Genomic DNA, 25,823 nt, shown 5'->3' with positions numbered 1-25,823 from the left:
AGAGGGAATTAAATCTCATTAGTCATGTTTATTTGTTTGTAAGGTTGTATTTCTAAAGCGTGTCCTTCATATAGTTGATGACGTTTTTCATCGGCGCTAATATTAAGAGCAATACCAACTAATATGGATAATGTCATTAAGTTAGATCCTCCGTAACTCATGAAAGGAAATGGCACACCAGTCATTGGCATAATACTTAAAATCCCACCTAGATTAACAAATGATTGAAGTAAAATTGCTGTGCTAATTCCAATACAAGCCAAAGAGTTAAAGGCATTAGTTGAACGAATCCCAATGGATAAAATTCTTAGAATTAGATAGAAAAGAATCATTAAAATAATAATACTGGCGATTAATCCGAGTTCTTCCATGGTGATAGAAAAAATAAAGTCCGTTTCAGCAACTGGTAAGAACCCTTTTTTCTGAATACTTTTTCCTAACCCTTTACCAAACCACCCACCATTGTAAATCGCAAAATATGAGTTTACTAATTGGAAACCATTGTTTAACTTATCCTCGAACGGATTACTCATTACAGAAAAGCGTTTATATACATGGGAAAAACGCTCAGGTATTAGCATCCCCCCATTGAACATAACAATTTGCCAAACTAGTCCAATAAACACGACAAGCCCGCCAAAACTTAGAAAGGTATACCCCGCAGGAATCCCACTTGAGAGAATTAATACAGAAAATAAGAAGAAAATAATGGCTGCACCGCCAACATTTGGTTGAATTAACACTAATAAAATCATCCCACCAACGATGGCAGTCGGGACCATAACAGATTTGAAAAAATCTTGATTGATGGTTTCCTGTCGTTTTGAAAAAATAAACGCACAATAGAGAATAGTTGAAATCATAACAAATTCTGATGGTTGAAAACTAAAACTACCAATAGAAATCCACCTTTGTGCCCCACTTATTGTCTTTCCAAGACCCAAGACACTGGTGGCAACGAGTAAAATATATGTAAGACCAAGCATAATTTTTTGAAAAAGATCTGTTTGATAAACCTTTAATTTTGTTTTATAAATAACAGCAATTAAAATTAGCGAAATCACAAAGAAAATCCCTTGCTTGGTTGCAATAGAAAAAATACTTTTTCCTTGCTGGTTGAGTTTATAAGAGCTAGCACTAAAAATCATGATGATACCAATAATATTTAGTACAATATATGGAATCAAAATTTTAAAATCTATAAATTGTAATTTTTTTCTCATGGAGAAATCCCCTTTATTACGAATACATTTTTATATATACTAGACTAGTATAACAAAAAATAAGGCTAAAAAAAGATGATTTAACAAAAAATAATAATTTTATAAGGAATAGGAAGAATTTAAAGTATCCCTATCTGAAGTATTAGAATAATGGTATTATAGTGGAGTTGATAGCTAAGGAGAGTGTATGATGAAAAAAAAGGTTGAAATGAATTCTTTTACTGCCATGGCAATTTTATCGATTTCATTTATTTTGACAAGTGGGGTGTCGATAAATGGTACGTTACCATTTATAAAAAAATCGCTTGAATTAACGCAAGTTAAAGCAGAGTTACTTAGTACCATTCCGAGTATTACAGTGATAATATTTATTCTATTATCTTCTAGTATCTCAAAAAAAATAGGAATGAAAAAAACAGTGGTGATTGGATTACTACTGGTTTGTCTAGGCGGAGTATTACCAAAGTTTATCTCAAATAATTATCTGATGATATTTCTTGGACGGCTATTATTAGGAGCTGGATTTGGTATGTATAATGCGTTGTCCGTCAGTTTTATAAATGGATTATATAGTGGAAGAAAACGTTCTGAATTGTTGGGGATTAGAAACGCGATCGAAGGGCTTGGTCAAATGGTTTTAACGTTTGTTGCGGGATTACTTATTACCATAAATTGGACCAATGCTTATCTTATCTATTTTTTAAGTTTGCCAATCGCGTTATTTTTTTACCACTATGTTCCAGAAGTTGAGATACAAACAGATAGAAAAAAAAATCCTTTTTCATTAAGCAAGCCACTTGTTTTTACAGCTATTTTTGCTTCAAGTTTGGTGATGAATTCAATTGCTGTAGCTGTCAGATTTCCATCATTAGCAATTGAGTTAAAAGGTGAGACGATTAATACTAGTTTATTTCTATCTATTATGCCGGCATTAGGGATTATTGCGGGATTTCTTTTTGAAAGAGTTATTCGATTATTTCATTTTAAAGTCATTTATGTTGCGTTAGGTATTAATATTTTATTTAATTTATTTGTCTATTTATCTGATTATTCGTTTATCTTACTACTTATCGGATTATTTATTTCAAGCGTTCCGGTGGCATGGATTTTACCTTATATTTTTAACCATATCGAACAAATTGCTAAAGGCGTAGATATTAATCAGTCGACATCGGTTATTTTTATTGGTTGTAATTTAGGTGTTTTGTTATCTCCAGTTATGATGAGTCTATTAAATGGACTATTTCATACAACAGATTTAAAATTTCCTTTCCTATGTTTTGTGGTATTTTATCTAATAGTACTATTAGTGATTCGACTAAACCATGATAAGATTGAGAAATTCATGAATTAAAAATGAGAATTTATTCCCCTTTAGCGTTTTATGATAAAGATAAGTCTATAATGGTTTTATAAAATGATGAGGTGAAAGAAATGAAAAGAGTACTCGTTTTACACACAGGCGGAACGATTTCCATGACGCAAGAAGATGGTGTAGGGGTTAGCTTATCCAATAAACATCCACTAGGTGATAAATTTTTACCATTACCAAAAGACATAGACTTAGTTGTTGAAGAGGTATTCAATTTACCCTCACCACATATCACCCCTAAAGAGATGTTATTATTAAAAGAGCGTATCGTAAAAGCCCAATCAGAAAATTTTGTGGGTGTTGTGATAACTCATGGAACCGATACATTAGAAGAAACAGCCTATTTTTTGGAATTGACATTGAAAAATAATTTAGCAATGGTATTAACAGGAGCAATGAGAAGTAGTAATGAAATAGGATCAGATGGCTTGTATAACTTTAGGCAGGCAATTATTACAGCTGCCCATGAATCAGCTCGTGATAAAGGTGTGTTGGTTGTGATGAATGATGAAATACATGAGGCACGATTTGTCACAAAAACCCATACAACAAGTGTCGATACCTTTCGTGCTCCAACTTTTGGTCCAATCGGTATTTTATCCAAAAACAAACCTATTTTTTTAAAGGATGTTATCGAAGAAGAAGTTTATCCAATTACAACAGTGGAAGGAACTATTCCTATTATTAAGGCTTATGCTGGTATGGATGGAACATTATTTGATCTATTAACAGAACGAAGCATCGATGGGATTGTGATAGAAGCTCTTGGTGCTGGAAATTTACCTCCAGCTGTACTGCCGAGTTTGGAAAAAGTTTTACAAAAGAATATTCCTATAGCTCTAGTTTCAAGATGTGCCAATGGCATAGCAGAAGATATATATAGTTATGTTGGTGGAGGAGTAGAATTAAAAAATATGGGCGTGATGTTTGTTAGAGGTATTACTGGTCCTAAAGCACGATTGCGTCTATTAGTTGCATTAAATGCTAAACTCAATAAAGAAGAACTTAGACATTATATGACTGAAATTTAATTAAATAGACAAGATAAAAAACAGATAGAATTGGCTATCTGTTTTTTTATTTGATAGGTATCAATTTAATTATTATTATAACTAGCGTTATCTAGGTTTTATAAACGAATATGTATTTGTTGTTTGTCTTGTTTGATGGAACATTATTTAATTTGTCCATTTATTAATTAATGAACTACTAACTCAATAGTTGGATTAAACATAGCTTATTTTGTGAATTTTGTTATAATAAAGTGTGTAAAAATGAATTAATTATAATGGAGGAGATGGCATTGGAAAAAGGAAAGGTTTCGGTAAAATTTATTAGTTTGTTATGCTTTATGTTAGTTTTTGGTATTCTTTCTCCAGCAATACCAGTGTTTGCTGAAGAAACACAAGAAACGACGACAACTACAACAGAAAATGTAGAAATACAAGAAAATAATCAAAAAGAAACAAGTACATCTACAAAAGAAGAAAAACAAACAGATGATAGCGAATTGTCTACTGATGAATCAGTAACCAATTCAGAAAGTAGCCAAGAAAAGAAAAATAAACCAACAGATTTTAATTTTAGTATTATGCATACAAATGATATGCATGGACGTATGCAGTATGAAGATGGAAAAGTGATTGGTTTAGCTAAGCTAAAAACATTTAAAGATAGCAAAAATCCAACATTAATGCTTGATAGTGGAGATGCTATGCAAGGATTAGCCATTTCAAATTTTGGTAAAGGGATGGACATGGTACGTGCTATGAGCCATATTCCTTATGATGCTGTTGCAGTTGGAAATCATGAATTTGATTTTGGTTATGATCAAGCCATGGCATATCAACAGATTTTACCTATGGTATCTGCTAATGTTGAAAAAAATGGTAAAGAGTCATTTAAGCCCTATAAGATGATTGAAAAAGACGGGAAAAAATTTGCAGTGATAGGGTTATCAACACCAGAGACAGCGTTTAAAACACATCCAGATAATGTTAAAAATGTGACATTTGCTGATCCAATCCCTGTAGCTAAAAAAATGATGGAGCAATTGAAAGGTAAGGCAGATGTGTTTGTCTTTTTGAGTCATCTTGGAGTAGATCAAACAACTCCGGTAGAGTGGCGTGGGGATACATTAGCAAAAAATTTATCTGAGACATATCCTAAAGAAAAAATAGTGGTATTAGACGGTCATTCTCATACAGCTCTTCCTACTGGCCAAACCTATGGGAATGTATTACTAGCACAAACTGGAAATTATTTAAATAATGTTGGGTTAATTAATATCAGTTATAATGGTGAAAATCCAACTTTTAAAGCAGAATTAATACCAGCATCAGAGTTTAAAGACATTAAAGAAGATGAAACGATAAAGAAAATAATTGATGAAACAAAACAGAAATTTGATGACGAAATGAATCAAGTTGTTCTAGAAAATAATCCTGTTCAATTTGAAGGTCAAGGAGATAATGTTCGGACAAGAGAAACAAACTTAGGAAATATTATCGCTGACTCACTATATGATTATGGACAAACTGGATTTAAAAATGGACAAACAGACTTGGCTGTAATTAATGGTGGAGGAATTCGCACCAACATTAATAAAGGAAAAGTGACAAAAGGGGATATTTTAGCAGTTCTACCTTTTGGCAATACTATTTCTCAAATTGATGTGACAGGTAAAGAAATCAAAGAGATGTTTGAGTATTCCCTACGTTCTGAGGTTCAAAAAGATAAATCAACAGGTCAGGTTATGATAGATGAAACAACAAAACAGCCTATCTTAGGACGCAATGGTGGATTCTTACAAGTATCAGACTCTGTAAAAATTCATTATGATTCAACGAAACAAGGAGCAGGTAATAAACCTGAAGATAATCAAGCTGGACAACGTGTTTGGTCAATTAAAATTAAAAATAAAGCAACAGGAGAATTTGAACGTTTAGATGAATCTAAAATGTATAAATTAGCCACTAATGATTTCTTAGCAGCAGGTGGCGATGGTTATACTATGTTAGGTGGCTCTCGTGAAGAAGGACCATCATTAGATCAAGTATTTACTGATTTTTTAAGTGACATTAGTGTAGATAAGAGTGAAAAAATACTCCCAATTCGTTCTGCAAAATATGCTATTATGGATTATGAAAAAGCAATCCCTTATTCACGTATTATACCAAGTGAAACTAGTGAAGATATTATAGTGACAACTTTAGAAGAACTTGAGAAAACGATAACTGAGAGTAAAAAATTATCGGAATCTGATTATACAGTAAAGAGTTGGATAGCTTTTAGTGAAGAGTTAGTCAAAGCAGAAAAAGTATTAACAGATAAAGACGAATCAAAAGCAAAAGAAATCAATAATGCCTTAGTAAAACAAAAAGAAGCATTGGTATCAATAAAAACATTAAAAGCTTTAGTAAAAGAAACAGATCGTTTAAAAGAAGTGGATTATACAGTTAATACTTGGCACGTATTAACTAACGCTCTAACAGAGGCAAATAAGGTATTAACAGATGCCCAATCAAAAGAGATAGATGTAACGGTAGATACTGTAAAAGAAGTTGAAGAAGCTCTTACAAAAGCTATAAAGAATTTAGCTAAAGCAACTGCTAATAATGCGACTAAAAATAAACCAACAACAACAAATAGTTTACCAAAAACAGGTGAAAAAGTATTTAATTTTGTTAGTATTGGTCTGATTCTAACGGCAGTGGCTTCAGCTGCTTATGGTTTTAAAAATAAAGCATCTTAAATAAATGAATGATTAATAAAAGCAAGGGACCAACTATCTCTTGCTTTTATTTTATGAATTCTAACTTGTTCATCATGATTTTTAAACCAACCAATGTTATACTACGATTAGTTATATGAAATTTTTCTAGAAAGGGAGTTTTAATGATGAATGAAGTAATTCATTTACAATTAAATCATAAGAGTATTAGAAAATTTAAGGATAAAACATTATCACAAGATATTGTTGATACATTGGTTGATGTTGCCAGACATACCGCAACAAGTAATTTTATGCAGTCGTATAGTATAGTGTGTTTAACATCAAAAGAAAAGAAACAAAAGTTGGCTAACATTTGCAATCAACCTTATGTGGCTGAAGCAAGTCATGTGTTTATTTTTGTGGCTGATCAATATCGAAATAAACAAATTGCGACAGAAAATAATCAAGAGACCTCTGTTCTACATAATATGGATCGTTATATGGTTGCAATGACCGATGCTGTTTTAGCTGCGCAAAATGTAAATTTAGCTGCTGAAAGTTTAGATCTTGGTACTGTTTTTTTAGGAAGTATTTTAAATGATAATGAGGCAGTAAAAGAATTATTGGAATTACCAGAATTAACCTTTGCCGTTCTGGGGTTAGCTATAGGTTATAAAGATCAAGAGCCACAATTGAAACCACGTTTACCAAAAGAAATGATGTTTTTTGAAGAAAATTATCAAACGTTTGATAACTATATTGGTAAATTAAAAAAATACGATAATATCGTAACTGATTATTATGATTTGCGAGATGCTAATAAGAGAATTGACTCATTTACTCATCAAATTACACAAGGGATGAATCGAAAACCTGAAAAACGATTGAGAATAAAATCAGATATTGAAAAACAAGGATTTATGATTGACTAATTTATGATGAATAAAGGGAGGCAGTTGATTTGGGAAATATCACCGAGGCATATCGTAAAAATGAAGCAATTAAGCAAGGGCTAATTATTATTATTGCTGGTTTAGCCATAGCTGTTGGCTTAAATATGTTTTTGATTCCCGCTGATGTTTTTTCAGTCGGGGTAAACGGGATATCGCAATTAATTTCTGGTGTTTTAGCTAAGGCATTTAATATAAATATTGGGACAGGGATTTGGATTTTTATATTAAATATCCCGATTGCTATTTTAGGTTGGATAAAATTAGGTCGTTCGGCTACCATTCTAAGTTTATTAACTGTCTTGTCAGTATCTGTGATGACCATCGTTATTCCTGTTGTACAAGTGACAGATAATCCCTTAATGAATGCAATCATTGGTGGGGTATTGTCTGGGTTAGCTGTTGGACTTACGATGAAATATGGATTTAGTACTGGTGGGATGGATATTGTCTCTTTAGTTTTATCAAAGACAACCGGTAGAACAGTGGGATCACTGATGTTTATTATCAATCTATTTATCATTGCAGCTGCTGGTTTCTTATTCAGTTGGGAATCAGCGTTATATACTATTATTTCAATTTTTTGTACAACTCAAGTGGTAGATAAAATACACACAAGTCATCAAAAAGTGACCGCTTTTATTATGACAAATAGAACGGAAGAAGTTATTTTTTCTGTTCAACAATCAATTGTACGTGGGATGACTTTGTTACCAGGAACTGGAGTATTTTCACGTAAAGATGTTTCAGTTATTATGATGGTTGTGACTCGCTATGAATTATATGATTTAGAACAGGCCGTCTATAATGCAGATGATAAAGCCTTTATTAATATTATTCCAACTCAAACAGTTGTTGGCCAATTTTGGAGCGAAGATGATCAAAAGAAAATTAGAGCATCAAGAGTGGAGGGGTTATAAACCTCTCTTTTTTTTATATTTAAAAACCTTATTATATCAATGTTTAACGTAATGATTAAATGCCAAAATAAAAATTTTATAAAAAAAAGCTTGCATTTTATAAAACCATTCCATATACTTTGATTATCAAATCATTTGATTATCAAACTATTTCACATTGCTTTTTCTTTTTTTTACCCATATACTTTGATTATCAAACAATTAAAGGAAGAGGCAAGTATATGGATGAGAAAATTACGATTGTCAATTCACAATTAGTTAAAGTATTTAATGACATTTTAACCATTGAAGAAACTGAACTAAAAAAGAGTGATTTTTCTGATTTATCAATTAAAGAAATGCATACCATAGAAGCCATTGGTATGGGTGGAAACAAAACAACAGGTGAAGTAGCAAAAGAATTGTCAATAACCGTCGGAACATTGACTGTTGCAATCAATAATTTGGTGAAAAAAGGTTATGTTGATCGTGTGAGAAGTGAAAGTGATCGCCGTATTGTTCGATTAAAATTAACAAATAGAGGTCGATTATTTTATCGCGTCCATCAGCATTTCCATAAAAAAATGGTTGAAGCAGTGCTAGAGGATATGTCTGAGGAAGAAAAAAAAGCATTGGTTAAAGGCCTTAGTAGCTTGCATCATTTTTTAAAAAAATATTATTAAGTAAGTAGGGAGTAAGTGATGCTATATCCTAAGATAACTAAAACAGCGAAAGCATTACCGAAAAAGAACGTCACGAATAAAGAGCTAGAAATATTTTTAGATACTAGCGATGAGTGGATTGAGCAACGAACAGGAATTAAAGAGAGACGTATTGCTGTAGAAGAAACGACAACTTCATTAAGTATTGAGGTAGCAAAACAATTAGTAAAAGATATTGATGCTAACTCAATTGATTTAATTATCGTTGCGACAATGTCAGCTGATATGTCAACACCGTCTGTTGCGTGTTTAGTACAAGAGAGTATTGGGGCTCACCGATCGATTTGTTTTGATATTAATGCTGCTTGCTCTGGATTTATTTATGCCTTATCAGTGGTAAAGAACTATTTGTCAGGAGAACATATACAACGTGCTCTTGTGATAGGGACAGATGTGATGAGTCGGCTAGTTGATTGGTCAGATAGGCAAACAGCTGTATTGTTTGGCGATGGATCAGGTGGTGTTTTAATAGAAAAAACTTCTGATACACCTAGTTTTATAGGAGAATTGATCCAAGCAGACGGTAGGAGATCAAGTGCTTTATATGGCCATAGTCATATAAGACAAAATCGTTTTAGTGATGTAACTGGACAGCCTTATTTGACAATGAATGGGAAACAAATTTTTGATTTTGCATTAAGGGATGTCTCGAAAAATATGGTGCAGATTTTAGAAACTAACAATACGACATCTAACGAAATTGATTTTGTATTAGCTCATCAAGCCAATTATCGTATTCTTTTAGCTCTTTCGAAAAAAACGGGAATCAAGAAGGAAAAATTTTTAACTAACGTGGCACAATTTGGTAACACGTCAGCTGCATCTATCCCTATTTTATTGGATGATGTGGTGAATAAAAAAATAGTGACACTATCTGGTAACTCATTGTGCCTATTAACAGGATATGGTGCAGGTCTTACTTGGGGTAGTCTATTAATTAAATTATAAATTTATTGGAGGAAACAACTATGACAACATTTGAGAAAATTCAGGAAATCATTGTGGATCAATTAGGGAAAGAGGAAGAAGAAGTACAATTAACAACAAACTTTAGAGAAGAATTAGATGCAGATAGTTTAGATTTATTCCAAATTCTAAATGATATTGAAGACGCATTTGAAGAATATGATGTCAAGATTGAAACAGATGAAGGATTAACAACAGTTCAAGATTTAGTTAATTTCGTTGACAAACAAATTGCTGCAAATAAATAAGATATAAATAGCATTGGTTGTTATTGACCGATAGCTATTTTTTTAAAACCAAAAATGAGGTGAATCGATGAAACAATCGACAATTTGTCAACTTTTAAATATAGAATATCCCGTCATTCAAGGTGCAATGGCTTGGGTGGCGGAAGAAACATTAGCCAGTGCAGTGTCAAATGCAGGAGGTTTAGGACTGATTGCATCAGGTCATGCACCAAAAGAGGTGATTCAAGAAAAAATTCAAGCGGCAAGAACGCTAACTGATAAAACATTTGGGGTCAATATCATGTTAATGTCCCCATTTGTTGAAGACATCGTTGACTTAGTGATTGAAGAGCGAGTAAAAGTGATTACAACAGGTGCAGGTTCACCAGGTAAATACATGAAACGTTTTAAAGAAGCAGGCATTATCGTGATACCAGTTGTTGCGTCAGTGGCACAAGCCAAGCGCATGGAAAAAGAAGGCGCAGATGCGGTTGTGGTTGAAGGAATGGAAGGTGGCGGACATATCGGAAAATCTACTACCATGACGCTCGTTCCGCAAGTAGCTGATGCAGTTAGTATCCCTGTTATCGCTGCAGGGGGAATTGGGGATGGACGAGGTGTTGCAGCAGCATTAATGCTTGGCGCACAAGCTGTTCAACTTGGAACTAGATTTTTAGTATCAAAAGAATCTATTGCTCATAATAATTTTAAAACAAAAGTAGTTAAAGCAAAAGATATAGATACCGTTGTGACAGGAATGCTAACTGGTCATCCAGTTAGAGGCCTTCGAAATAAATTGACTCAAACATTTGAAAAAGCAGAACGTGTTGAAGGTGGTAAAGAACAACCTGATTTTGATCGATTGGAAGATCTAGGTAAGGGAGCTTTAAAACGAGCAGTCATTGATGGGGATATAAAAAATAGTTCTATGATGGCAGGACAAATTGCTGGTATGATCAAAACGGATGATCAAACGTGTGAGGAAATTATTCAAGAACTTATAGCTGAAACACAGGATGTTTTGAAAAATCGTTACACTGAATGGATACTAGATAAGGAGTAATTTATGACAATCGGATTTATGTTTAGCGGTCAAGGTAGTCAATATATTGGTATGGGAAAAGAATTATATGATGAATTTCCGATATTTAAGGAGCATGTTGAGTGTGCTAGTGATGTCTTATCCTTTGATATGGCTCAGTTATTGTTTGAAGAAAACAATCAGCTACATATGACAAAATATACACAACCAGCCATTTTAACGATGAGTTGTGCCACGTCAGCTGTTGTTAAACAAGAATTTGGCATAGTAGCTTCTATGGTAGCAGGTCTTAGTTTAGGTGAGTATAGTGCTTTGGTAGAAAATCAGTCACTTTCTTTTTCTGATGCGGTGGCGTTAGTTTTCAAACGAGGTGATTTGATGGCATCAGCTGTAAAAGAAGGTCAAGGAGCCATGAGTGCAGTGATTGGATTAGATAGAGAAACAGTTGAAACGATTTGTCAGTCGATTACGCAATTAAACCACATAGTGTTACCTGTGAATTATAATATGCCACAACAGATTGTGATTGCAGGAGATACGTTAGCTGTAACAGAGGCAGAAAAGCAATTAAGTGAATCTGGCGCTAAAAAGGTTGTTCGTCTTAATGTGAGTGGTCCGTTTCACACTCCATTAATGGCACAGGCAGCAGAGATATTTTTTGAAACGTTGCAACGGATCAATTTTTCCGCTTCTAGTATTCCTTTAATCACAAATGTTACAGGGAGTATATTACCTGATACGGTTGATATCAAAGAAAATTTGACACACCAAATGATGTCGCCTGTCTATTGGGAAGAAACAGCCCATACATTTAAACGAGAATCAGTTGAAAACTTAATCGAGTTAGGTCCAGGTAAAACATTAAGTCATTTTATTCGAGCAAGCGAGAGTACGATAAACGTACAAAATATTGAAAATATAAAAACACTACATCAACTTGATAAAAAGTTGATGAAATGGGGGTACTAGATGTTTAAAGGAAAAACAGTTGTGATTACAGGAAGTTCACGAGGAATTGGTAGGCAACTAGCGATTCATTTTGCTAAAGAGGGGGCAAATATTGTATTAAATGCAAGAAAAGAAGTACCTCAAGAACTGATTAAAAAAATCGAATCTTATCAAGTGGAAACACATGTTGTGATTGGAGATGTACAAGAATTTGACGAGGCTAAAAAATTAATTGATGAGGCACATAGTCGGTTTGGACGTGTGGATGTTTTAATTAATAATGCCGGAATAACAAGAGACACTTTATTAATGAGAATGACAGAAGAGATGTTTGATGAAGTGATTTCTGTTAACTTAAAAGGAACATTCAATACGATTCATCATGTGTCAAAATTAATGTTAAAGCAACGTTTCGGTACCATTATTAATATGTCGAGTGTCATTGGGGAAATTGGTAACGCTGGACAGGCGAACTATGCAGCTAGTAAAGCAGGTATTATCGGATTAACCAAATCAACAGCTAAAGAATTGGCAGCTCGAGGTATTACGTGCAATGCAATTGCACCAGGATTTATTGAAACAGATATGACGGATCATTTATCTGACAAAATAAAAGAAACAACGTTATCTCATATTCCGTTAAAACGATTAGGAAAAACAGATGATATTGCAGATACCGCTCTATTTTTAGCAAGTCAGTCATATATCACTGGTCAAGTGATTAATGTTGATGGCGGTATGGTAATGAATGGTTAGGAGGAATTTCATGAAACGAGTAGTTGTGACAGGAATTGGTGCCGTGACGCCGATTGGAAATACAGCACAAGAATTTTTGACCAATATTCAAGCTGGGAAAAATGGGATTGCTCCTATTACGAAATTTGATGCATCAGAAACAGGGATTCACGTCGCTGCTGAAGTAAAGGATTTTGATCCCACTCTTTATATGGAAAAAAAAGAAATCAAACGAATGGATATGTTTTCTGTTTATGGTATCTCAGCAGCTAAACAAGCAGTTGCCGATAGTCAGATTAATATTGATGAGATTAATGCAGATCGATTTGGCGTCATCGTCAGCTCAGGAATCGGTGGGATGAAAACGATTGAAGATCAGGTCATTCGAATGCATACAAAAGGACCAAAGCGTGTAGCACCATTTTTTGTTCCAATGGCAATTAGTAATATGGCAGCAGGGAATATTGCCATAAAAGTGGAAGCAAAAGGAATTTGTACGTCAATCGTCACAGCGTGTGCTTCTTCAACAAATGCGATTGGTGAGGCATTTAGAAATATCAAACATGGTTATTCTGATGTTATTTTAGCTGGAGGGGCAGAGGCAACTATTTGTGAAATAGGTATTTCTGGATTTGCTGCATTGACCGCTTTATCGAATTCAGATAACTCAAAACGAGCATCAATTCCCTTTGATAAAGAGCGAAATGGGTTTGTCATGGGAGAAGGCAGTGCTGTTTTAGTATTGGAAGAATTAGATCATGCGAAAAAACGAGGCGCTAAAATATATGGAGAAGTTGTTGGATATGGTTCTAATTGCGATGCGAATCATATCACCAGTCCAAGTAGTGATGGGTCTGGAGCTGGGAAATGCATGATGTTAGCTATGGAAGAGGCAGGTATTACACCAGAAGACGTGAGTTACATCAACGCTCATGGAACAAGTACACCAACAAATGACGGAGCAGAAACCATGGCGATAAAATATGCTATGAAAGAATCTGCTTATACCACACCTGTATCAAGTACAAAAAGTATGGTGGGACATTTATTAGGTGCAGCTGGAGCGGTTGAAGCGTTAGCTTGCTTAGGTGCGTTAATGAGTGACACTATCCCACCAACTATTGGATTACAAGAAGCAGATGAAGCGTGTGATTTAGACTATGTACCAAACGAAAAACGAAACATACCTGTTAATTACACATTAAGTAACTCACTAGGTTTTGGTGGGCATAATGCTGTTATCGCGATGAAAAAATGGCGAGGTGAGTAATGTGAGTATTGAATCTGTTAAAGAATTAGTGAGTCAATTTGAACAGAGTGATATTCGTGAAATGAATATCACTATAGAAGGATTATCTCTCTATTTGAGTAAAAATGAAATCAATCATCCTAACGAACCTCAAACATTACCCAAAGTATCAAAAGCAGACGTCAGCCATATCATGGAAGAAACAAAATCAGTCTCAGCTAACGAACCCCAAATTGATAAAGTAAGTGAACCATTAGATGGAAAAATTATCACCTCGCCAATTGTTGGAGTCATTTACACGTCAAGTGAACCTGGAAAACCATCTTTTGTATCAGTCGGAGACAGTGTATCTGTTGGCGACACGCTATGTATTATTGAAGCCATGAAGATTATGAATGATGTCGTGAGTGATACATCAGGAACTATATCAGAAATATTTGTGGAAAATGAGCAAATTGTTGAATTTGGTCAACCATTATTTAGAATTTCTTAGGAGGAAGAACACATGCAATTAAATGTACAAGAAATTATGGAAATTATTCCAAATCGTTACCCAATCATGATGGTTGATAGAGTATTGGAACTAGAACCTGGAAAATACGTCAAAGCAGTAAAAAATGTGACCTACAATGAACATTTTTTCCCTGGACATTTTCCTGGTGAGCCAGTAATGCCTGGCGTATTGATTTTAGAAGCACTAGCACAAACTGGATCCATTCCTTTATTAAAAAGTGAAGAATTTCAAGGGAAAACTGGGTATTTAGGAGGAATAGACAAAGTAAAATTCCGTCAAAAAGTTGTACCAGGTGATGTATTAATCATGGAAATGGAAATCATTAAGCAAAAAGGGAACATTGGCATAGGAAAAGCAACGGCAAAAGTGGAAGATAAAGTGGTGTGTCAAGCATTGATGACCTTTATTATAGGAGCTTAAACCATGTTTGAAAAAGTACTAATAGCAAACCGTGGAGAAATCGCTGTTCGGATTATTCGTGCTTGTCAAGAACTTGAAATAAAAACAGTTGCTATTTATTCTGAAGCGGATAAAGAGGCTCTTCATGTGGCGTTGGCTGATGAAGCCATTTGCATTGGTCCAGCTAAAGCAACAGATTCTTATCTTAATATGCATAATATTTTAAGTGCTGCCGTTATAACAGGTGCTCAAGCCATTCATCCTGGATTTGGTTTTTTGGCAGAGAATAGCCTATTTGCAGAGATGTGCGAAGAATGTCAAATTACTTTTATCGGTCCAAAGGCGAAGACAATTGATGAGATGGGAAATAAAGTGAACGCAAGAAGACTGATGATTGAAGCACAAGTCCCTGTCATACCCGGTAGTAATGGTGCTATAGACTCAATAGAGGAAGCAAAAAAAATCGCCAAAAAAATTGGTTACCCTCTGATGCTAAAAGCCGCAGCAGGCGGTGGTGGAAAAGGGATTCGTAAAGTGATGAGTGAAGAGGAGTTAGCGACTCATTTTTCATCTGCCCAAAAAGAAGCCCTAGCAGCTTTTGGTAATGGCGACATGTATATTGAAAAAATTATTTATCCAGCAAAACACATTGAGGTTCAAATATTGGGTGATCATTTCGGACATGTGATTCATTTAGGAGAGCGAGATTGTTCGCTTCAAAGAAATAATCAAAAAGTCTTAGAAGAAGCCCCTGCCCATTCCTTAACAGATCAATTGAGACAAGCAATTGGTGAAACAGCGATAAAAGCGGCGAAAGCTGTGAACTATCAAAATGCTGGAACGATTGAATTTTTAGTAGACGAATACAATGAGTTTTATTTTATGGAAATGAACACACGAATTCAAGTAGAACACCCTGTGACAGAAATGATTACAGGAGTAGATATTGTTAAATGGCAATTAAAAATTGCAGCGAATCAACCTTTACTACTAAAACAGAAAGATATTCAGTTGACAGGTCATGCCATTGAGTGTCGCCTAAATGCGGAAAATCCAGCATTTAATTTTGCGCCATCGCCTGGTACTGTTTCAACGTTATTTTTACCTTCTGGATGTTTAGGTTTAAGAGTGGACAGTGCGATGTATCAAGGTTATACAATTCCACCATTTTACGACTCTATGATTGCGAAAATTATTGTACATGGAAAGACTCGTGAGGAAGCCATACTCAAAATGAATCGAGCTTTATTAGAATTGGTGGTAGAAGGTGTGACAACAAATCAGCTGTTTCAAATTGATTTATTGACCCATCCGTCTGTTGTAAAAGGCGAGTATGATACCTCATTTTTACAAACGACTTTTTTGCCAAATTGGTCTAGTGAGTAACATGCAAAAGGAGGATAAGTATGGGATTATTTAAAAAAAGAGATTATATACGAATCACTCCTGTAAAAAAAGAAACTAAATCGAGTGACAAACCTCATGTCCCTGATGGTATATGGGAAAAATGCCCAAATTGCGCCAAAGCACTTCATCAAAAAGAATTAGGTCAAGAACGAACATGTCATCATTGTGGCTATTGCTTTAGATTAGATGTTTATAGTCGATTAAATATGATTTTAGATGAGGGAACATTTGAAGAGATGGATACAAATTTACCTTTTAAAAATCAGATTGACTTTCCTGGTTATGAAGAAAAGCTAAAGCAAGCGAAAGAAAAAACCGGATTAGATGAAGCTGTTGTGACAGGAATAGGACAAATTAATCAACAAAAAGTGATGATTGGTGTCATGGATAGTCGATTTATAATGGGGAGCATGAGCCATATTGTTGGAGAAAAAATCACTCGCTTATTTGAAAAAGCAACAAAAGATAAACAACCCGTTATCATCTTTACAGCGTCTGGTGGTGCACGCATGCAAGAAGGAATCATTTCTCTCATGCAGATGGCTAAAATATCTGGTGCTGTCAAACGGCATAGTGAAGAAGGATTACTTTATATGACAGTTCTCACAGATCCCACAACAGGTGGTGTGACAGCAAGTTTTGCTATGCAAGGAGATATTATTTTAGCAGAGCCGCAAGCATTGATTGGCTTTGCCGGACGACGTGTCATTGAGCAAACCATTCGTCAGACGTTACCAGATGATTTTCAACGAGCTGAATTTTTATTAGAACATGGTTTTGTCGATAAAATTGTGAAACGACAACATATAAAATCTGTTTTATCGCAACTATTACATTTGCATCAAGGTGGTGAAGTGTGTGACTAAAAAAACAGCTAATGACATTGTTCAATTAGCACGAGACAACCAGAGAATAACGACAAGAGAGTTAATTGGTGGATTAGTTGATGGATTTATCGAATGTCACGGAGATCGATACTATGGCGATGATAAAGCGATTATAGGTGGTATAGGACTCATTGAAAAAATACCTGTGACAGTTATCGGAATCCAAAAAGGTCAAACATTAGAGGAAAATGTCCAAACAAAATTTGGCTCACCAACACCTGAAGGGTATCGAAAAGCACTTAGATTAATGAAACAAGCAGAAAAATTTAAGCGTCCTATTATTACATTAGTCAATACACCTGGAGCTTTTTGTGGAATTGAAGCAGAAGAAAGAGGTGAAGGAGAAGCTATTGCCAAAAATTTATATGAAATGAGTCAACTCAAAGTGCCTATCCTGTCAATTTTAACAGGCGAAGGAGGTAGTGGTGGTGCATTAGCATTAGCTGTAGCAAATGATGTATGGATGTTGGAAAATAGCATTTATTCGATTTTATCACCTGAAGGATTTGCGTCAATCCTTTGGAAAGATAGCAGTCGCGCTTCAGAAGCTGCTGAAATAATGAAATTAACTGCTCCTGATTTAAAGAAATTAGGAGTGATTGATAAAATAATAAGAGAAACAGATGACATCGGTGAGTTGTCGAAGTCTCAACTAATAGGACAATTGAAGCAAAAAATCTTAAAGCAACTTGATTATTATAAAACATGTTCCACTTCAGAGCTACAAGATCAACGTTATGAACGATTTAGAAAATTTTAATAAAGGCATTAATCTAAGTCATTTACAAACATTCGTTTCTCGGTTAATATAAAAGTGAGTTTATATTTAGGGGGTAAGACGAAGATGAGTGAGTCAAAATGGACAGATGAAGAATTAAGTGCGATACAAGAAGATATTATTGCTGCTCTTGAGACAGTTATTGACCCAGAGCTTGGGATAGATATTGTTAATTTAGGATTACTTTATGAAGTAAATTTGGAAGAAGACGGTTATTGTGAGATTAAAATGACTTTAACTACTATGGGGTGTCCACTGGCGGATGTTATTACGGAACAAATTCACGAAGCGTTAAGTGATATAGATGAAATTAAAAAATTAGAAGTGAAACTAGTTTGGTATCCAGCGTGGACGACAGATAGAATGAGCCGATATGCTAGAATTTCTTTGGGAATAAGATAAGACTGATATAGCAAGGATTTGACAGGGTTTAACAGGGTTTAAACAGTAAATTTATATAAATACAGACAATAAGTAAAACGTTCCACCGATCTTTATATTTGGAATGGATACCTCACTTGTTGAGCAACTAGACTTTCTTGCCTTTTAAACTTAAAAGGTGAGGAGGTCTTTTTGTATGTTTCAGACATTGTATTGTTTTAGTATCTATGAAAAATGGAATCGGCAGATTGTTGTTGCTGTTTTTTTAGTGTTTATAAAAACTATTGGTAGTTAGTAACAAATTAAAGGATATCAACTTAATTAACCTGATATAGGCATTCTATATCTATAAAAAGGACTGTTTATTTAAAAAAATATTTTAATAAGGCACGATATAAAAATGGATGATTCTATTAAAAATTACCTTAAATATTTAAAATTTTTTTCAGATAATTGACATATTCAAATAATAAACATACTATAAAACTATGTTTAAAATTGAATAAAATTAGCGAGGTGTTATATGCAATTATTCGAGGGTATTTTAGTGATGTTATCAATGGTATTGATTTCGAATATCATGAGTCGATTTTTCCCTAATATTGCGACCCCCCTAATACAAGTTGTGTTAGGATTTGGAATAGCTCTACTATCATTTGTTCATTCGTTTGAACTTGAATCGGAATTATTTATGTTAGTTTTTTTAGCCCCTTTATTATTTAATGAAGGTCAGATGGTTGACAAAAAAGCTTTATGGAAAGAAAAAAAAGCAGTATTAACTTTATCTATTTTATTGGTATTTATTACGGTAGGTATTTTAGGATATGTGATCCACTTACTTGTTCCACTAGCTCCATGGGCAGCATGTTTTGCTTTATCAGCAGCATTAGCCCCTACAGACGCGGTAGCAGTTGGTGCTTTAGCAGAAAAAGTAAAAATTCCACATAGAATGTTGCATACACTAGAAGGGGAGTCTTTAATTAATGATGCGTCTGGTCTTGTGTCATTTCAATTTGCCTCAGCTGCACTTTTAACAGGTGTATTTTCATTAGTTGATGCTGAAGTGAGTTTCGTTTTGATTTCTCTAGGTGGCGTTTTGATTGGTGTGGTATCAGGGTTATTAGGTTTATGGTTTATACGCTGGATGAAATCACTTGGTATTGAAAATAATGTATCATACATTTTATTTGAACTGCTTTTACCATTTATAGTTTTTTTAATGGCAGAGACACTTGGTGTGAATGGTATTTTAGCGGTCGTAAGTGCGGGGCTAATTTACTCATGGAATTACAAAAAAATAAATCCTGAAGTGGCTCAACTTAATATTTTGTCAAAAAGTACGTGGTCTATTTATAGTTTTAGCTTAAATGGCTTGGTTTTCGTGTTATTAGGGACACAACTTCCCGATTTAGCTCATTATGTTTGGAAAACCAATCAAATTAACAACTGGACCATTTTAGGTTATGTTTTAATCGTTACAACTGTATTATTAGGGATTCGTTTTTTATGTGTTCTTGTTTGTAATAACTTTGATGGATTTAAAGGAAAACACGATATAAAAAAATCATTACTTTATACAGTCTCAGGTGTTCGTGGGACAATTACGTTAGTCAGTGCCCTTAGTTTACCAACAGTATTAAGCACGGGTGACATATTTATTGAGCGTGAACTATTGATTAGTATAGCAGCAGGAGTCATTATTGTGACACTGCTTCTAGCCAATTTTGCTATGCCATTATTAGCAGATAAAAAAGAAGAATCTATTGAAACCAATACAGAAATAGAAGTTCAAATATTACGTCGCGTTACTGAACAGCTCAAACGTAAACAAACCGAACAAAATACTTCAGCGATTCGTAAAGTGATTCAACTGTACAACGAGAGAATTGTATCATTAGTGAATCATGATGAGTTTAGTGAAAAAAATAAAGAGTTGATGGAATTGGTTTTAGTTTGGCAATTAAAAGATACATTAGAATTAGTTGAGTCTGGTGAAGTCAGTTTACAAATGGTTTTTAGACGGTTAGAAGTATTAGATAGACGCCTATTTCGATTAACTCATAAACCTGAGTATAGTAAAAATTCGTTTTACAAAAATATTATAGGAACACATTTGAAATTCTTAGGAACTCGCTTAACTAGTTTTGATAGAAAAAAAGAGTTAAAAATTAAATTAAAAGAAAGTAATCGAAATTATGTGATAAGAATGCTTAATCAATTAGATACAACTGAATTTCCACCTGAACTAATCGATTTTTATTTGACGCGATACGAGGATAGAGATCAAACAGTCATTGATATGAGTGAAGATACACTGGATGAGTGGTTAGATTACGCGATACAATTAGAACGAGATTACATTCAGAAAGAATTTGAAAAAGGGAAAATGAATCGTCAAGAGCTAACCATTTATCGTGAAAATTTATCGGCGATTGAAAGTAGTATTCAATTTATTGCTTAGAATTATAGAAATAAAAAACAGAATGTTAATATTAAGCATTTTGTTTTTTTTATTGTTTTTAATTCTTCATTTATTAATCGTTAATATTTTATAGTTTTATTATAACTGTTCAGTAGTTAAGAGTTAAAATATATTTGATACATAATTAATTGTCCGTGATTAATAAAAGAAAGGCTGATAAATAATGAAAAAAGATTATCAAGAAACATCCAAAAAATTAAATCAAAATGTGGCACTAAAATTAGTTCAGGATCGATTGGAAAAAAATGGGAAGAAAATTACGATTAATTGTACAAGTATTGAAGAAGCAGAAGATATATATATTGAGCTAGTTCAAAAACAAGCTATGAAATATGCTGATGGTGAGAATCATTATAGTTATTAAAAGAGGCATTATCTTACTTTTTAAAAAGTAAGGTGATGTTTTTTTACATTTAATTTATATTATAGTATCGAGTTGTATTGGGTGTATCAAATAATATGTACTACTATTTGATTAGAAGATAAAAAAAATTGATGAACTCGGATAATTTTTCAAGGATTAAAGTCTAATGTGACTGTTTGATTATTTTACTTTGTGACTTATTGTATGTATAAATGAACAATATTCATTTAATATTTAGTATTTAAAGAAAAATAGCGTCTTAAAAAATGATTGCTGGTGGTATATCTTTAGTGGGCAATAGCTAGTTAAATCATGGAAAAAAAACTCTTTCTTGAAAAAAGAAACAGATAAGAGTATAATTGGACTATACCAATGATGGAGGGATTTATTATGAAAATCATTAAAGTAAAAGACCAATTTGAAGGTGCAATAGTTGCTTTTGATATGATTAAAGATGGAATGGCTAATGGAATTAAAACGCTAGGTTTAGCAACTGGAAGTACTCCTGAGGCATTATATAAAGAAATGATAGAAAGTGATGTTGATTTTAGCAATATGACGTCTGTTAACTTGGATGAATATGTCGGACTTAAAGCAGACAATCCACAAAGCTATCATTATTTTATGAAAGAACATTTATTTAATGAAAAACCATTTAAAGAAACATTTTTACCAAACGGCATGGCAAAAAATGCGAAGGAAGAATGCAAACGCTATGATGAAATTTTAGAAGCACATCCAATTGATATTCAAATTTTAGGAATTGGCGAAAATGGACATATTGGATTTAATGAGCCAGGATCTTCTTTTGATGGTAAAACAAGTGAAGTTAATCTAACGGAATCAACGATTGAAGCAAATAGTCGAAATTTTTCTGATATTTCAGAAGTTCCAACAAAAGCGTATTCAATGGGAATTGGGTCTATTATGATGGCAGATAAAATTATTTTATTAGCTTATGGACCAAAAAAAGCTCAAGCTATTTATGAAACGGTTAAAGGACCTGTATCTGAATTAGTCCCTGCAAGTGCTTTACAAGTTCATCCTGATGTGACTATTATTGTAGATGAAGAAGCGGCTAGTAAATTATAATGAGAAAAATCTGTTGTTTTTAAAGAGGAAATTCTTTGAAAAAACAGGTTTTTTTTGTAAAAATAGTTTATAATATTGGTTAGTCAATTTAATAAAGGAGAATCATTATGAAAGACTCTCAGGTAGTTTATGATTTTGTTAGTTTAGCGATTGAATCCGGTGGCTGGATGCGACTAGATCGAGTTTATCTTCAAAATAAGATAGCTGAAATGATTGGGTGTGGAGAAATAGTCGATACCAGAAATCAAATTTCTAATCTTTCAACAGAGGGATTGTGTCACTCTCTAGTAAAAATTGCTAAGAAAAATAAGCCAGATTGTTATCAAACTGATAAAGATATTGAGTTTTTATCACAAAGTTTGATGGATATTTTAACACCACCACCATCTGTCGTGAATGCTATGTTTGCTAAAAAATTTGAAACCTCTGCAGTTGAGGCAACAAATTATTTTTATTGGTTGAATCAAGTGAATGGTTATCTAACAGGTGAAACACATGAAGATTATGATAATGAGGAAGAAGGAATTTGTCCCATCTGTTTTTGTAATGAAGGAGTATTTGTTCATCACTCAGATTATTTAAAAAAGACTAGACGATTTATTCGGTTAAATTTAGCTAATGACAGTTGGGGATATCAATTAAACCCAACAAAAAAAGAAATCGAAGAAGGAATATTTTTTACAGAGGCTCACACATATTTATTAATGAATAGTTATTTGTTGGATAGAATGACAGGAATCGTTGATTTATATCCACAATATGAATTACAGTATTGTAGTGAAAATTCATTTAAAGGACATAGTTATTTGATTGGAAGAAGACCTCAAAAAAATAGAAAAATGACTTGTCATCAAACTCTGCCATTTTTTAAAGATTCTTTGCTATCTTATAACAGTCTAAAAAATAATGAGTTGGTTATTCAAGTAAAGAAAGCTAAGGATTTATGGCTGATTTTTAGTTATATTTTTTCTCTAACAGTTTCTTTAAAAAAAGGATTATTTAGTACAGATTTTACTTATGATTTATTAAAAATAGATACAGGCTACCAATTTATTATTACATTAAATGAAGAAATTTTTGAAAAATCACGAGATAATTGGTTATGTACAATGGAAATATTAAGCAATGAATTGGAGGTTAAGTATTGAAAGAAGAAGTTTCTATAGGTAAAAAAATCGCATTATTTATTATTGGTATTTTTATTATTTTAGGTATGTTGATAGTGAGTGAGTTTCCTTCAGTATTGTTAACCCTGTTTCAACCTATTTTTAATAAAAAACAAAATGGTGTGAGTTTTATTTTGTTTATGTGTTGGTTAATTGTATTGGTTGGTGTGATATGGTTTATTTGGAGATACTATAAAAAAAAATCACATGATATTGATACAAGTGTTACAGGAAAAGACATATGGCGTGCGTTTAAAATCTTTTTATTAGGACGTGTGATAGCTATTGTTGGAACTGGTTTAATGCAACAATTTTATGGAACTGGTTCAAGTGCTAATGATGAAGCGATTGCGGCATTATTTTCTCAAGATGAATCGATTTATTATGTGTTGATTATGACTATTACCATAGCTATTAAAGCTCCTATTCTAGAAGAACTAATTTTTCGTGGGTTACCAACGACATTACTGTTTCCAAAAATGCCTGTCTGGGTTCCAATGATTGTGACCTCTCTAGTGTTCTCCAGCGTTCATTTATCTTCAAATATTATTTCTTTCGGGATGTATGCCTCTTTAGGTGCTTTGATGTATTGGGCATATAGTTCACGTGGTCGAATTATTGATTCTATGTTAGTACACTTTATGAATAATATTATGGGAGCTATTGTTCTATTACTGTCTTACTTATTTGGCTTATCCATTTAAAATAGGTTAAATTAAAGAGAAAGCTTGATAATATAATTAGGTACAATATTGTTCTGAAAAATGGGATAATAATAAAAAACAAGTTTAGACTATAAATTTCCGATACTTTATTGGTAATTTATAGTCTAATTTTAGTTTATATTAATTAATATGTATGTTAAAAAGAGCTCTATTTAAATTATAATAATTTTTATTTTTTCAGCATATTTTATTTTACATTCATATATACTATTTTTATTTAGTAGTAATTTATAGTTATTAATGACTTTATACATATCTTTTATTTAATTTTTCTATTTTTATTGGTTACCAAATATATTGATGTTCGATATTAATATAGTTATATTTAAACATTATATTATTACAATTAGAAAAGGAGAATTATATGAAAAAATATAAACATTCTTTTTATATTCTTTTAGTAGGTATTTTGTTATTTTCTATTACTATAATGTGGCAAAACTTATTAGGAGCAGATAGTAAACAACTGATTATTTGGGGGTGATATTAGTTATTCAAATTGTTAGTTTTTTAATATTTCTTTATTCTTGTTTTAAAATAATAATCATAAAATTAAAAGAGATAATAAACGGAGATAGACAGTATAAATGAGTTAAATTTTATATAGTTATATAGTATTGTATTAAATTAAAAGGTATCAGTTTGTAAATCTCAATATTTATAGTGATGATTATTATCCTATAGTTCAGTTCGATTATTTGAAAATAATACAACTTTTTTGTAAAATTGATTAATAGATAGGAGGAATAGGTATGTCAAAAAAAATGTCAATTTCAACTGTAGTAAATAGTGGAGGCCGTGAAGGAGAAAGTAAATCTATAACTGGATTTTTAGATTTAAAAACTAGCGGACAAAAAAAGGAAGGTTATACTAATCCAGAAGAATTATTTGCAGCAGGTATCTCTGCTTGTTTTAATGGTGCATTAGAATTTCCTTTGAAGCGTGATGGGTTAGCTGATCATCATCGTGAAATTAGAGCAGAAGTTACGTTACTTGGTGATTTACCCGATGAACACAGTTTACATCTTGAAGTCACTTTAATTGGTAAAATAGACGGTTTATCTAAAGACGATACAATGAAATATCTAAAGGAAACTGAAACCATTTGTCCTTATACAAAGGCAATTAAAGGAAATGTTGATATTACATTACTTGCAGAGTAATATTATGACGTTATTTCATATAGTGTTAACCCCTCGATTATTTTTAATATCGAGGGGGTTTTTTTTATGTTGAGAGAGTTTAATTACCAATTGTGATGATGCTTTTTTTTTTTAACTCTGGCTATTTCAATTATTCCTAAAAGAACACTAGCATATATACCTGAACCAATAAAATTTTTATTAATTAAATACTCAATTAGTATTCCAACTAGACTAGCGATACTTAAAATAAAAATGACATGCCAATATGGATGGTTCTTGGCCAATTGTTTATAGTAATTTAACATAAAGTAATCCTATTCTATTTTTATTGTATATTTTAAAGGTAATGATTTAACTTTTATGAAGCCAAACTATAATGTAAAAACATGTATTATCATGTTGCCTAAAAGATATCAATCATACTGGAAGTTTAAT

Annotated in this window: 25 protein-coding genes; 24 read left to right on the top strand and 1 reads right to left on the bottom strand. The window is 32.9% G+C overall.

All coding sequences use genetic code 11. The annotated features are described in order from the left end of the window. Positions 1–8: 8 nt before the first annotated feature. Complete coding sequence (locus tag AC37UB_RS02915; protein ID WP_490685309.1) at positions 9–1,223, bottom strand: FtsW/RodA/SpoVE family cell cycle protein; 1,215 nt, start codon at positions 1,221–1,223, stop codon at positions 9–11. Positions 1,224–1,413: 190 nt separating this feature from the next. On the opposite strand from AC37UB_RS02915, the gene AC37UB_RS02910 reads away from it, so the two are divergent. The 24 genes from AC37UB_RS02910 to AC37UB_RS02795 all read left to right on the top strand — a co-directional run bounded on the left by AC37UB_RS02910 (position 1,414) and on the right by AC37UB_RS02795 (position 25,406). Continuing rightward, positions 1,414–2,577, top strand: a complete 1,164-nt coding sequence (locus AC37UB_RS02910; RefSeq protein WP_158559432.1) for an MFS transporter — start codon at positions 1,414–1,416, stop codon at positions 2,575–2,577. A gap of 80 nt (positions 2,578–2,657) precedes the next feature. Beyond that, a complete protein-coding gene (locus AC37UB_RS02905; protein WP_117972922.1) occupies positions 2,658–3,626 on the top strand; it encodes an asparaginase in 969 nt (322 codons plus the stop codon). 272 nt (positions 3,627–3,898) lie between these two features. Next, positions 3,899–6,349, top strand: coding sequence for a 5'-nucleotidase C-terminal domain-containing protein (locus tag AC37UB_RS02900; RefSeq protein WP_490685308.1), 2,451 nt, complete (start codon positions 3,899–3,901; stop codon positions 6,347–6,349). A 146-nt stretch (positions 6,350–6,495) separates the two neighbouring features. Continuing rightward, on the top strand, positions 6,496–7,242 hold the full coding sequence (locus tag AC37UB_RS02895; RefSeq protein WP_241699095.1) for an NADPH-dependent oxidoreductase: 747 nt from the start codon (positions 6,496–6,498) through the stop codon (positions 7,240–7,242). A gap of 29 nt (positions 7,243–7,271) precedes the next feature. Next, complete coding sequence (locus AC37UB_RS02890) at positions 7,272–8,180, top strand: YitT family protein (protein WP_233519174.1); 909 nt, start codon at positions 7,272–7,274, stop codon at positions 8,178–8,180. A gap of 221 nt (positions 8,181–8,401) precedes the next feature. Continuing rightward, positions 8,402–8,842, top strand: a complete 441-nt coding sequence (fabT, locus tag AC37UB_RS02885) for a fatty acid biosynthesis transcriptional regulator FabT (protein WP_117972919.1) — start codon at positions 8,402–8,404, stop codon at positions 8,840–8,842. A gap of 18 nt (positions 8,843–8,860) precedes the next feature. Then, positions 8,861–9,829 (top strand): beta-ketoacyl-ACP synthase III, encoded by a 969-nt coding sequence (locus tag AC37UB_RS02880; RefSeq protein ID WP_241699094.1) that lies wholly within the window; start codon positions 8,861–8,863, stop codon positions 9,827–9,829. A gap of 20 nt (positions 9,830–9,849) precedes the next feature. After that, positions 9,850–10,095, top strand: a complete 246-nt coding sequence (locus AC37UB_RS02875; protein WP_117972917.1) for an acyl carrier protein — start codon at positions 9,850–9,852, stop codon at positions 10,093–10,095. A gap of 67 nt (positions 10,096–10,162) precedes the next feature. After that, positions 10,163–11,137 (top strand): enoyl-[acyl-carrier-protein] reductase FabK, encoded by a 975-nt coding sequence (gene fabK, locus AC37UB_RS02870; RefSeq protein ID WP_241699093.1) that lies wholly within the window; start codon positions 10,163–10,165, stop codon positions 11,135–11,137. 3 nt (positions 11,138–11,140) lie between these two features. Next, complete coding sequence (fabD, locus tag AC37UB_RS02865; protein ID WP_490685307.1) at positions 11,141–12,085, top strand: ACP S-malonyltransferase; 945 nt, start codon at positions 11,141–11,143, stop codon at positions 12,083–12,085. Continuing rightward, complete coding sequence (gene fabG / locus AC37UB_RS02860) at positions 12,086–12,820, top strand: 3-oxoacyl-[acyl-carrier-protein] reductase (RefSeq protein ID WP_490685306.1); 735 nt, start codon at positions 12,086–12,088, stop codon at positions 12,818–12,820. It abuts the gene before it with no gap. A gap of 10 nt (positions 12,821–12,830) precedes the next feature. Then, a complete protein-coding gene (fabF, locus tag AC37UB_RS02855; protein ID WP_490685305.1) occupies positions 12,831–14,069 on the top strand; it encodes a beta-ketoacyl-ACP synthase II in 1,239 nt (412 codons plus the stop codon). Between the two features lies 1 nt (position 14,070). After that, positions 14,071–14,541, top strand: a complete 471-nt coding sequence (accB, locus tag AC37UB_RS02850) for an acetyl-CoA carboxylase biotin carboxyl carrier protein (RefSeq protein WP_490685304.1) — start codon at positions 14,071–14,073, stop codon at positions 14,539–14,541. A 12-nt stretch (positions 14,542–14,553) separates the two neighbouring features. Next, positions 14,554–14,982, top strand: a complete 429-nt coding sequence (gene fabZ / locus AC37UB_RS02845; protein WP_117972911.1) for a 3-hydroxyacyl-ACP dehydratase FabZ — start codon at positions 14,554–14,556, stop codon at positions 14,980–14,982. 3 nt (positions 14,983–14,985) lie between these two features. After that, the gene (locus AC37UB_RS02840; RefSeq protein WP_125956753.1) at positions 14,986–16,347 is read left to right on the top strand and encodes an acetyl-CoA carboxylase biotin carboxylase subunit; all 1,362 of its coding nucleotides are present in this window, start codon (positions 14,986–14,988) and stop codon (positions 16,345–16,347) included. Between the two features lie 20 nt (positions 16,348–16,367). After that, the gene (gene accD / locus AC37UB_RS02835; RefSeq protein WP_490685303.1) at positions 16,368–17,234 is read left to right on the top strand and encodes an acetyl-CoA carboxylase, carboxyltransferase subunit beta; all 867 of its coding nucleotides are present in this window, start codon (positions 16,368–16,370) and stop codon (positions 17,232–17,234) included. Beyond that, a complete protein-coding gene (gene accA / locus AC37UB_RS02830; protein ID WP_117972908.1) occupies positions 17,227–18,015 on the top strand; it encodes an acetyl-CoA carboxylase carboxyl transferase subunit alpha in 789 nt (262 codons plus the stop codon). Before accD ends, accA begins: the two co-directional genes overlap by 8 nt. A gap of 84 nt (positions 18,016–18,099) precedes the next feature. Continuing rightward, complete coding sequence (locus AC37UB_RS02825) at positions 18,100–18,435, top strand: metal-sulfur cluster assembly factor (RefSeq protein WP_117972907.1); 336 nt, start codon at positions 18,100–18,102, stop codon at positions 18,433–18,435. 502 nt (positions 18,436–18,937) lie between these two features. Next, positions 18,938–20,875: a cation:proton antiporter gene (locus tag AC37UB_RS02820; protein ID WP_242093581.1), complete on the top strand. Its 1,938-nt coding sequence runs from the start codon at positions 18,938–18,940 to the stop codon at positions 20,873–20,875. Between the two features lie 184 nt (positions 20,876–21,059). Beyond that, complete coding sequence (locus tag AC37UB_RS02815) at positions 21,060–21,260, top strand: hypothetical protein (protein ID WP_117972891.1); 201 nt, start codon at positions 21,060–21,062, stop codon at positions 21,258–21,260. Positions 21,261–21,650: 390 nt separating this feature from the next. Next, a complete protein-coding gene (gene nagB, locus AC37UB_RS02810) occupies positions 21,651–22,352 on the top strand; it encodes a glucosamine-6-phosphate deaminase (RefSeq protein WP_117972890.1) in 702 nt (233 codons plus the stop codon). 107 nt (positions 22,353–22,459) lie between these two features. Further along, entirely contained in the window at positions 22,460–23,500 is a 1,041-nt protein-coding gene (locus AC37UB_RS02805; RefSeq protein ID WP_490685302.1) for a hypothetical protein, read from the top strand. Further along, on the top strand, positions 23,497–24,222 hold the full coding sequence (locus tag AC37UB_RS02800; RefSeq protein WP_117972888.1) for a CPBP family intramembrane glutamic endopeptidase: 726 nt from the start codon (positions 23,497–23,499) through the stop codon (positions 24,220–24,222). The genes AC37UB_RS02805 and AC37UB_RS02800 overlap by 4 nt, the downstream gene beginning before the upstream one ends. 773 nt (positions 24,223–24,995) lie before the next feature. Next, the gene (locus tag AC37UB_RS02795; protein WP_117972887.1) at positions 24,996–25,406 is read left to right on the top strand and encodes an Ohr family peroxiredoxin; all 411 of its coding nucleotides are present in this window, start codon (positions 24,996–24,998) and stop codon (positions 25,404–25,406) included. Positions 25,407–25,823 lie beyond the last annotated feature (417 nt).

The sequence above is a fragment of the Vagococcus changpingensis genome, assembly GCF_058211775.1.
This window is presented reverse-complemented; position numbering and strand designations above follow the sequence as displayed.

Bases quoted from the DNA above. Each gene is read 5' to 3' on its own strand.
- AC37UB_RS02840 (WP_125956753.1), top strand. From the start codon at position 14,986: ATGTTTGAAAAAGTACTAATAGCAAACCGTGGAGAAATCGCTGTTCGG.
- fabG (WP_490685306.1), top strand. From the start codon at position 12,086: ATGTTTAAAGGAAAAACAGTTGTGATTACAGGAAGTTCACGAGGAATT.
- accD (WP_490685303.1), top strand. From the start codon at position 16,368: ATGGGATTATTTAAAAAAAGAGATTATATACGAATCACTCCTGTAAAA.
- AC37UB_RS02820 (WP_242093581.1), top strand. From the start codon at position 18,938: ATGCAATTATTCGAGGGTATTTTAGTGATGTTATCAATGGTATTGATT.
- AC37UB_RS02910 (WP_158559432.1), top strand. From the start codon at position 1,414: ATGAAAAAAAAGGTTGAAATGAATTCTTTTACTGCCATGGCAATTTTA.
- fabF (WP_490685305.1), top strand. From the start codon at position 12,831: ATGAAACGAGTAGTTGTGACAGGAATTGGTGCCGTGACGCCGATTGGA.
- fabZ (WP_117972911.1), top strand. From the start codon at position 14,554: ATGCAATTAAATGTACAAGAAATTATGGAAATTATTCCAAATCGTTAC.
- fabD (WP_490685307.1), top strand. From the start codon at position 11,141: ATGACAATCGGATTTATGTTTAGCGGTCAAGGTAGTCAATATATTGGT.
- AC37UB_RS02915 (WP_490685309.1), bottom strand. From the start codon at position 1,223: ATGAGAAAAAAATTACAATTTATAGATTTTAAAATTTTGATTCCATAT.
- AC37UB_RS02895 (WP_241699095.1), top strand. From the start codon at position 6,496: ATGAATGAAGTAATTCATTTACAATTAAATCATAAGAGTATTAGAAAA.
- fabK (WP_241699093.1), top strand. From the start codon at position 10,163: ATGAAACAATCGACAATTTGTCAACTTTTAAATATAGAATATCCCGTC.
- fabT (WP_117972919.1), top strand. From the start codon at position 8,402: ATGGATGAGAAAATTACGATTGTCAATTCACAATTAGTTAAAGTATTT.
- AC37UB_RS02825 (WP_117972907.1), top strand. From the start codon at position 18,100: ATGAGTGAGTCAAAATGGACAGATGAAGAATTAAGTGCGATACAAGAA.
- AC37UB_RS02880 (WP_241699094.1), top strand. From the start codon at position 8,861: ATGCTATATCCTAAGATAACTAAAACAGCGAAAGCATTACCGAAAAAG.
- AC37UB_RS02805 (WP_490685302.1), top strand. From the start codon at position 22,460: ATGAAAGACTCTCAGGTAGTTTATGATTTTGTTAGTTTAGCGATTGAA.
- AC37UB_RS02905 (WP_117972922.1), top strand. From the start codon at position 2,658: ATGAAAAGAGTACTCGTTTTACACACAGGCGGAACGATTTCCATGACG.
- AC37UB_RS02815 (WP_117972891.1), top strand. From the start codon at position 21,060: ATGAAAAAAGATTATCAAGAAACATCCAAAAAATTAAATCAAAATGTG.
- AC37UB_RS02795 (WP_117972887.1), top strand. From the start codon at position 24,996: ATGTCAAAAAAAATGTCAATTTCAACTGTAGTAAATAGTGGAGGCCGT.
- nagB (WP_117972890.1), top strand. From the start codon at position 21,651: ATGAAAATCATTAAAGTAAAAGACCAATTTGAAGGTGCAATAGTTGCT.
- AC37UB_RS02875 (WP_117972917.1), top strand. From the start codon at position 9,850: ATGACAACATTTGAGAAAATTCAGGAAATCATTGTGGATCAATTAGGG.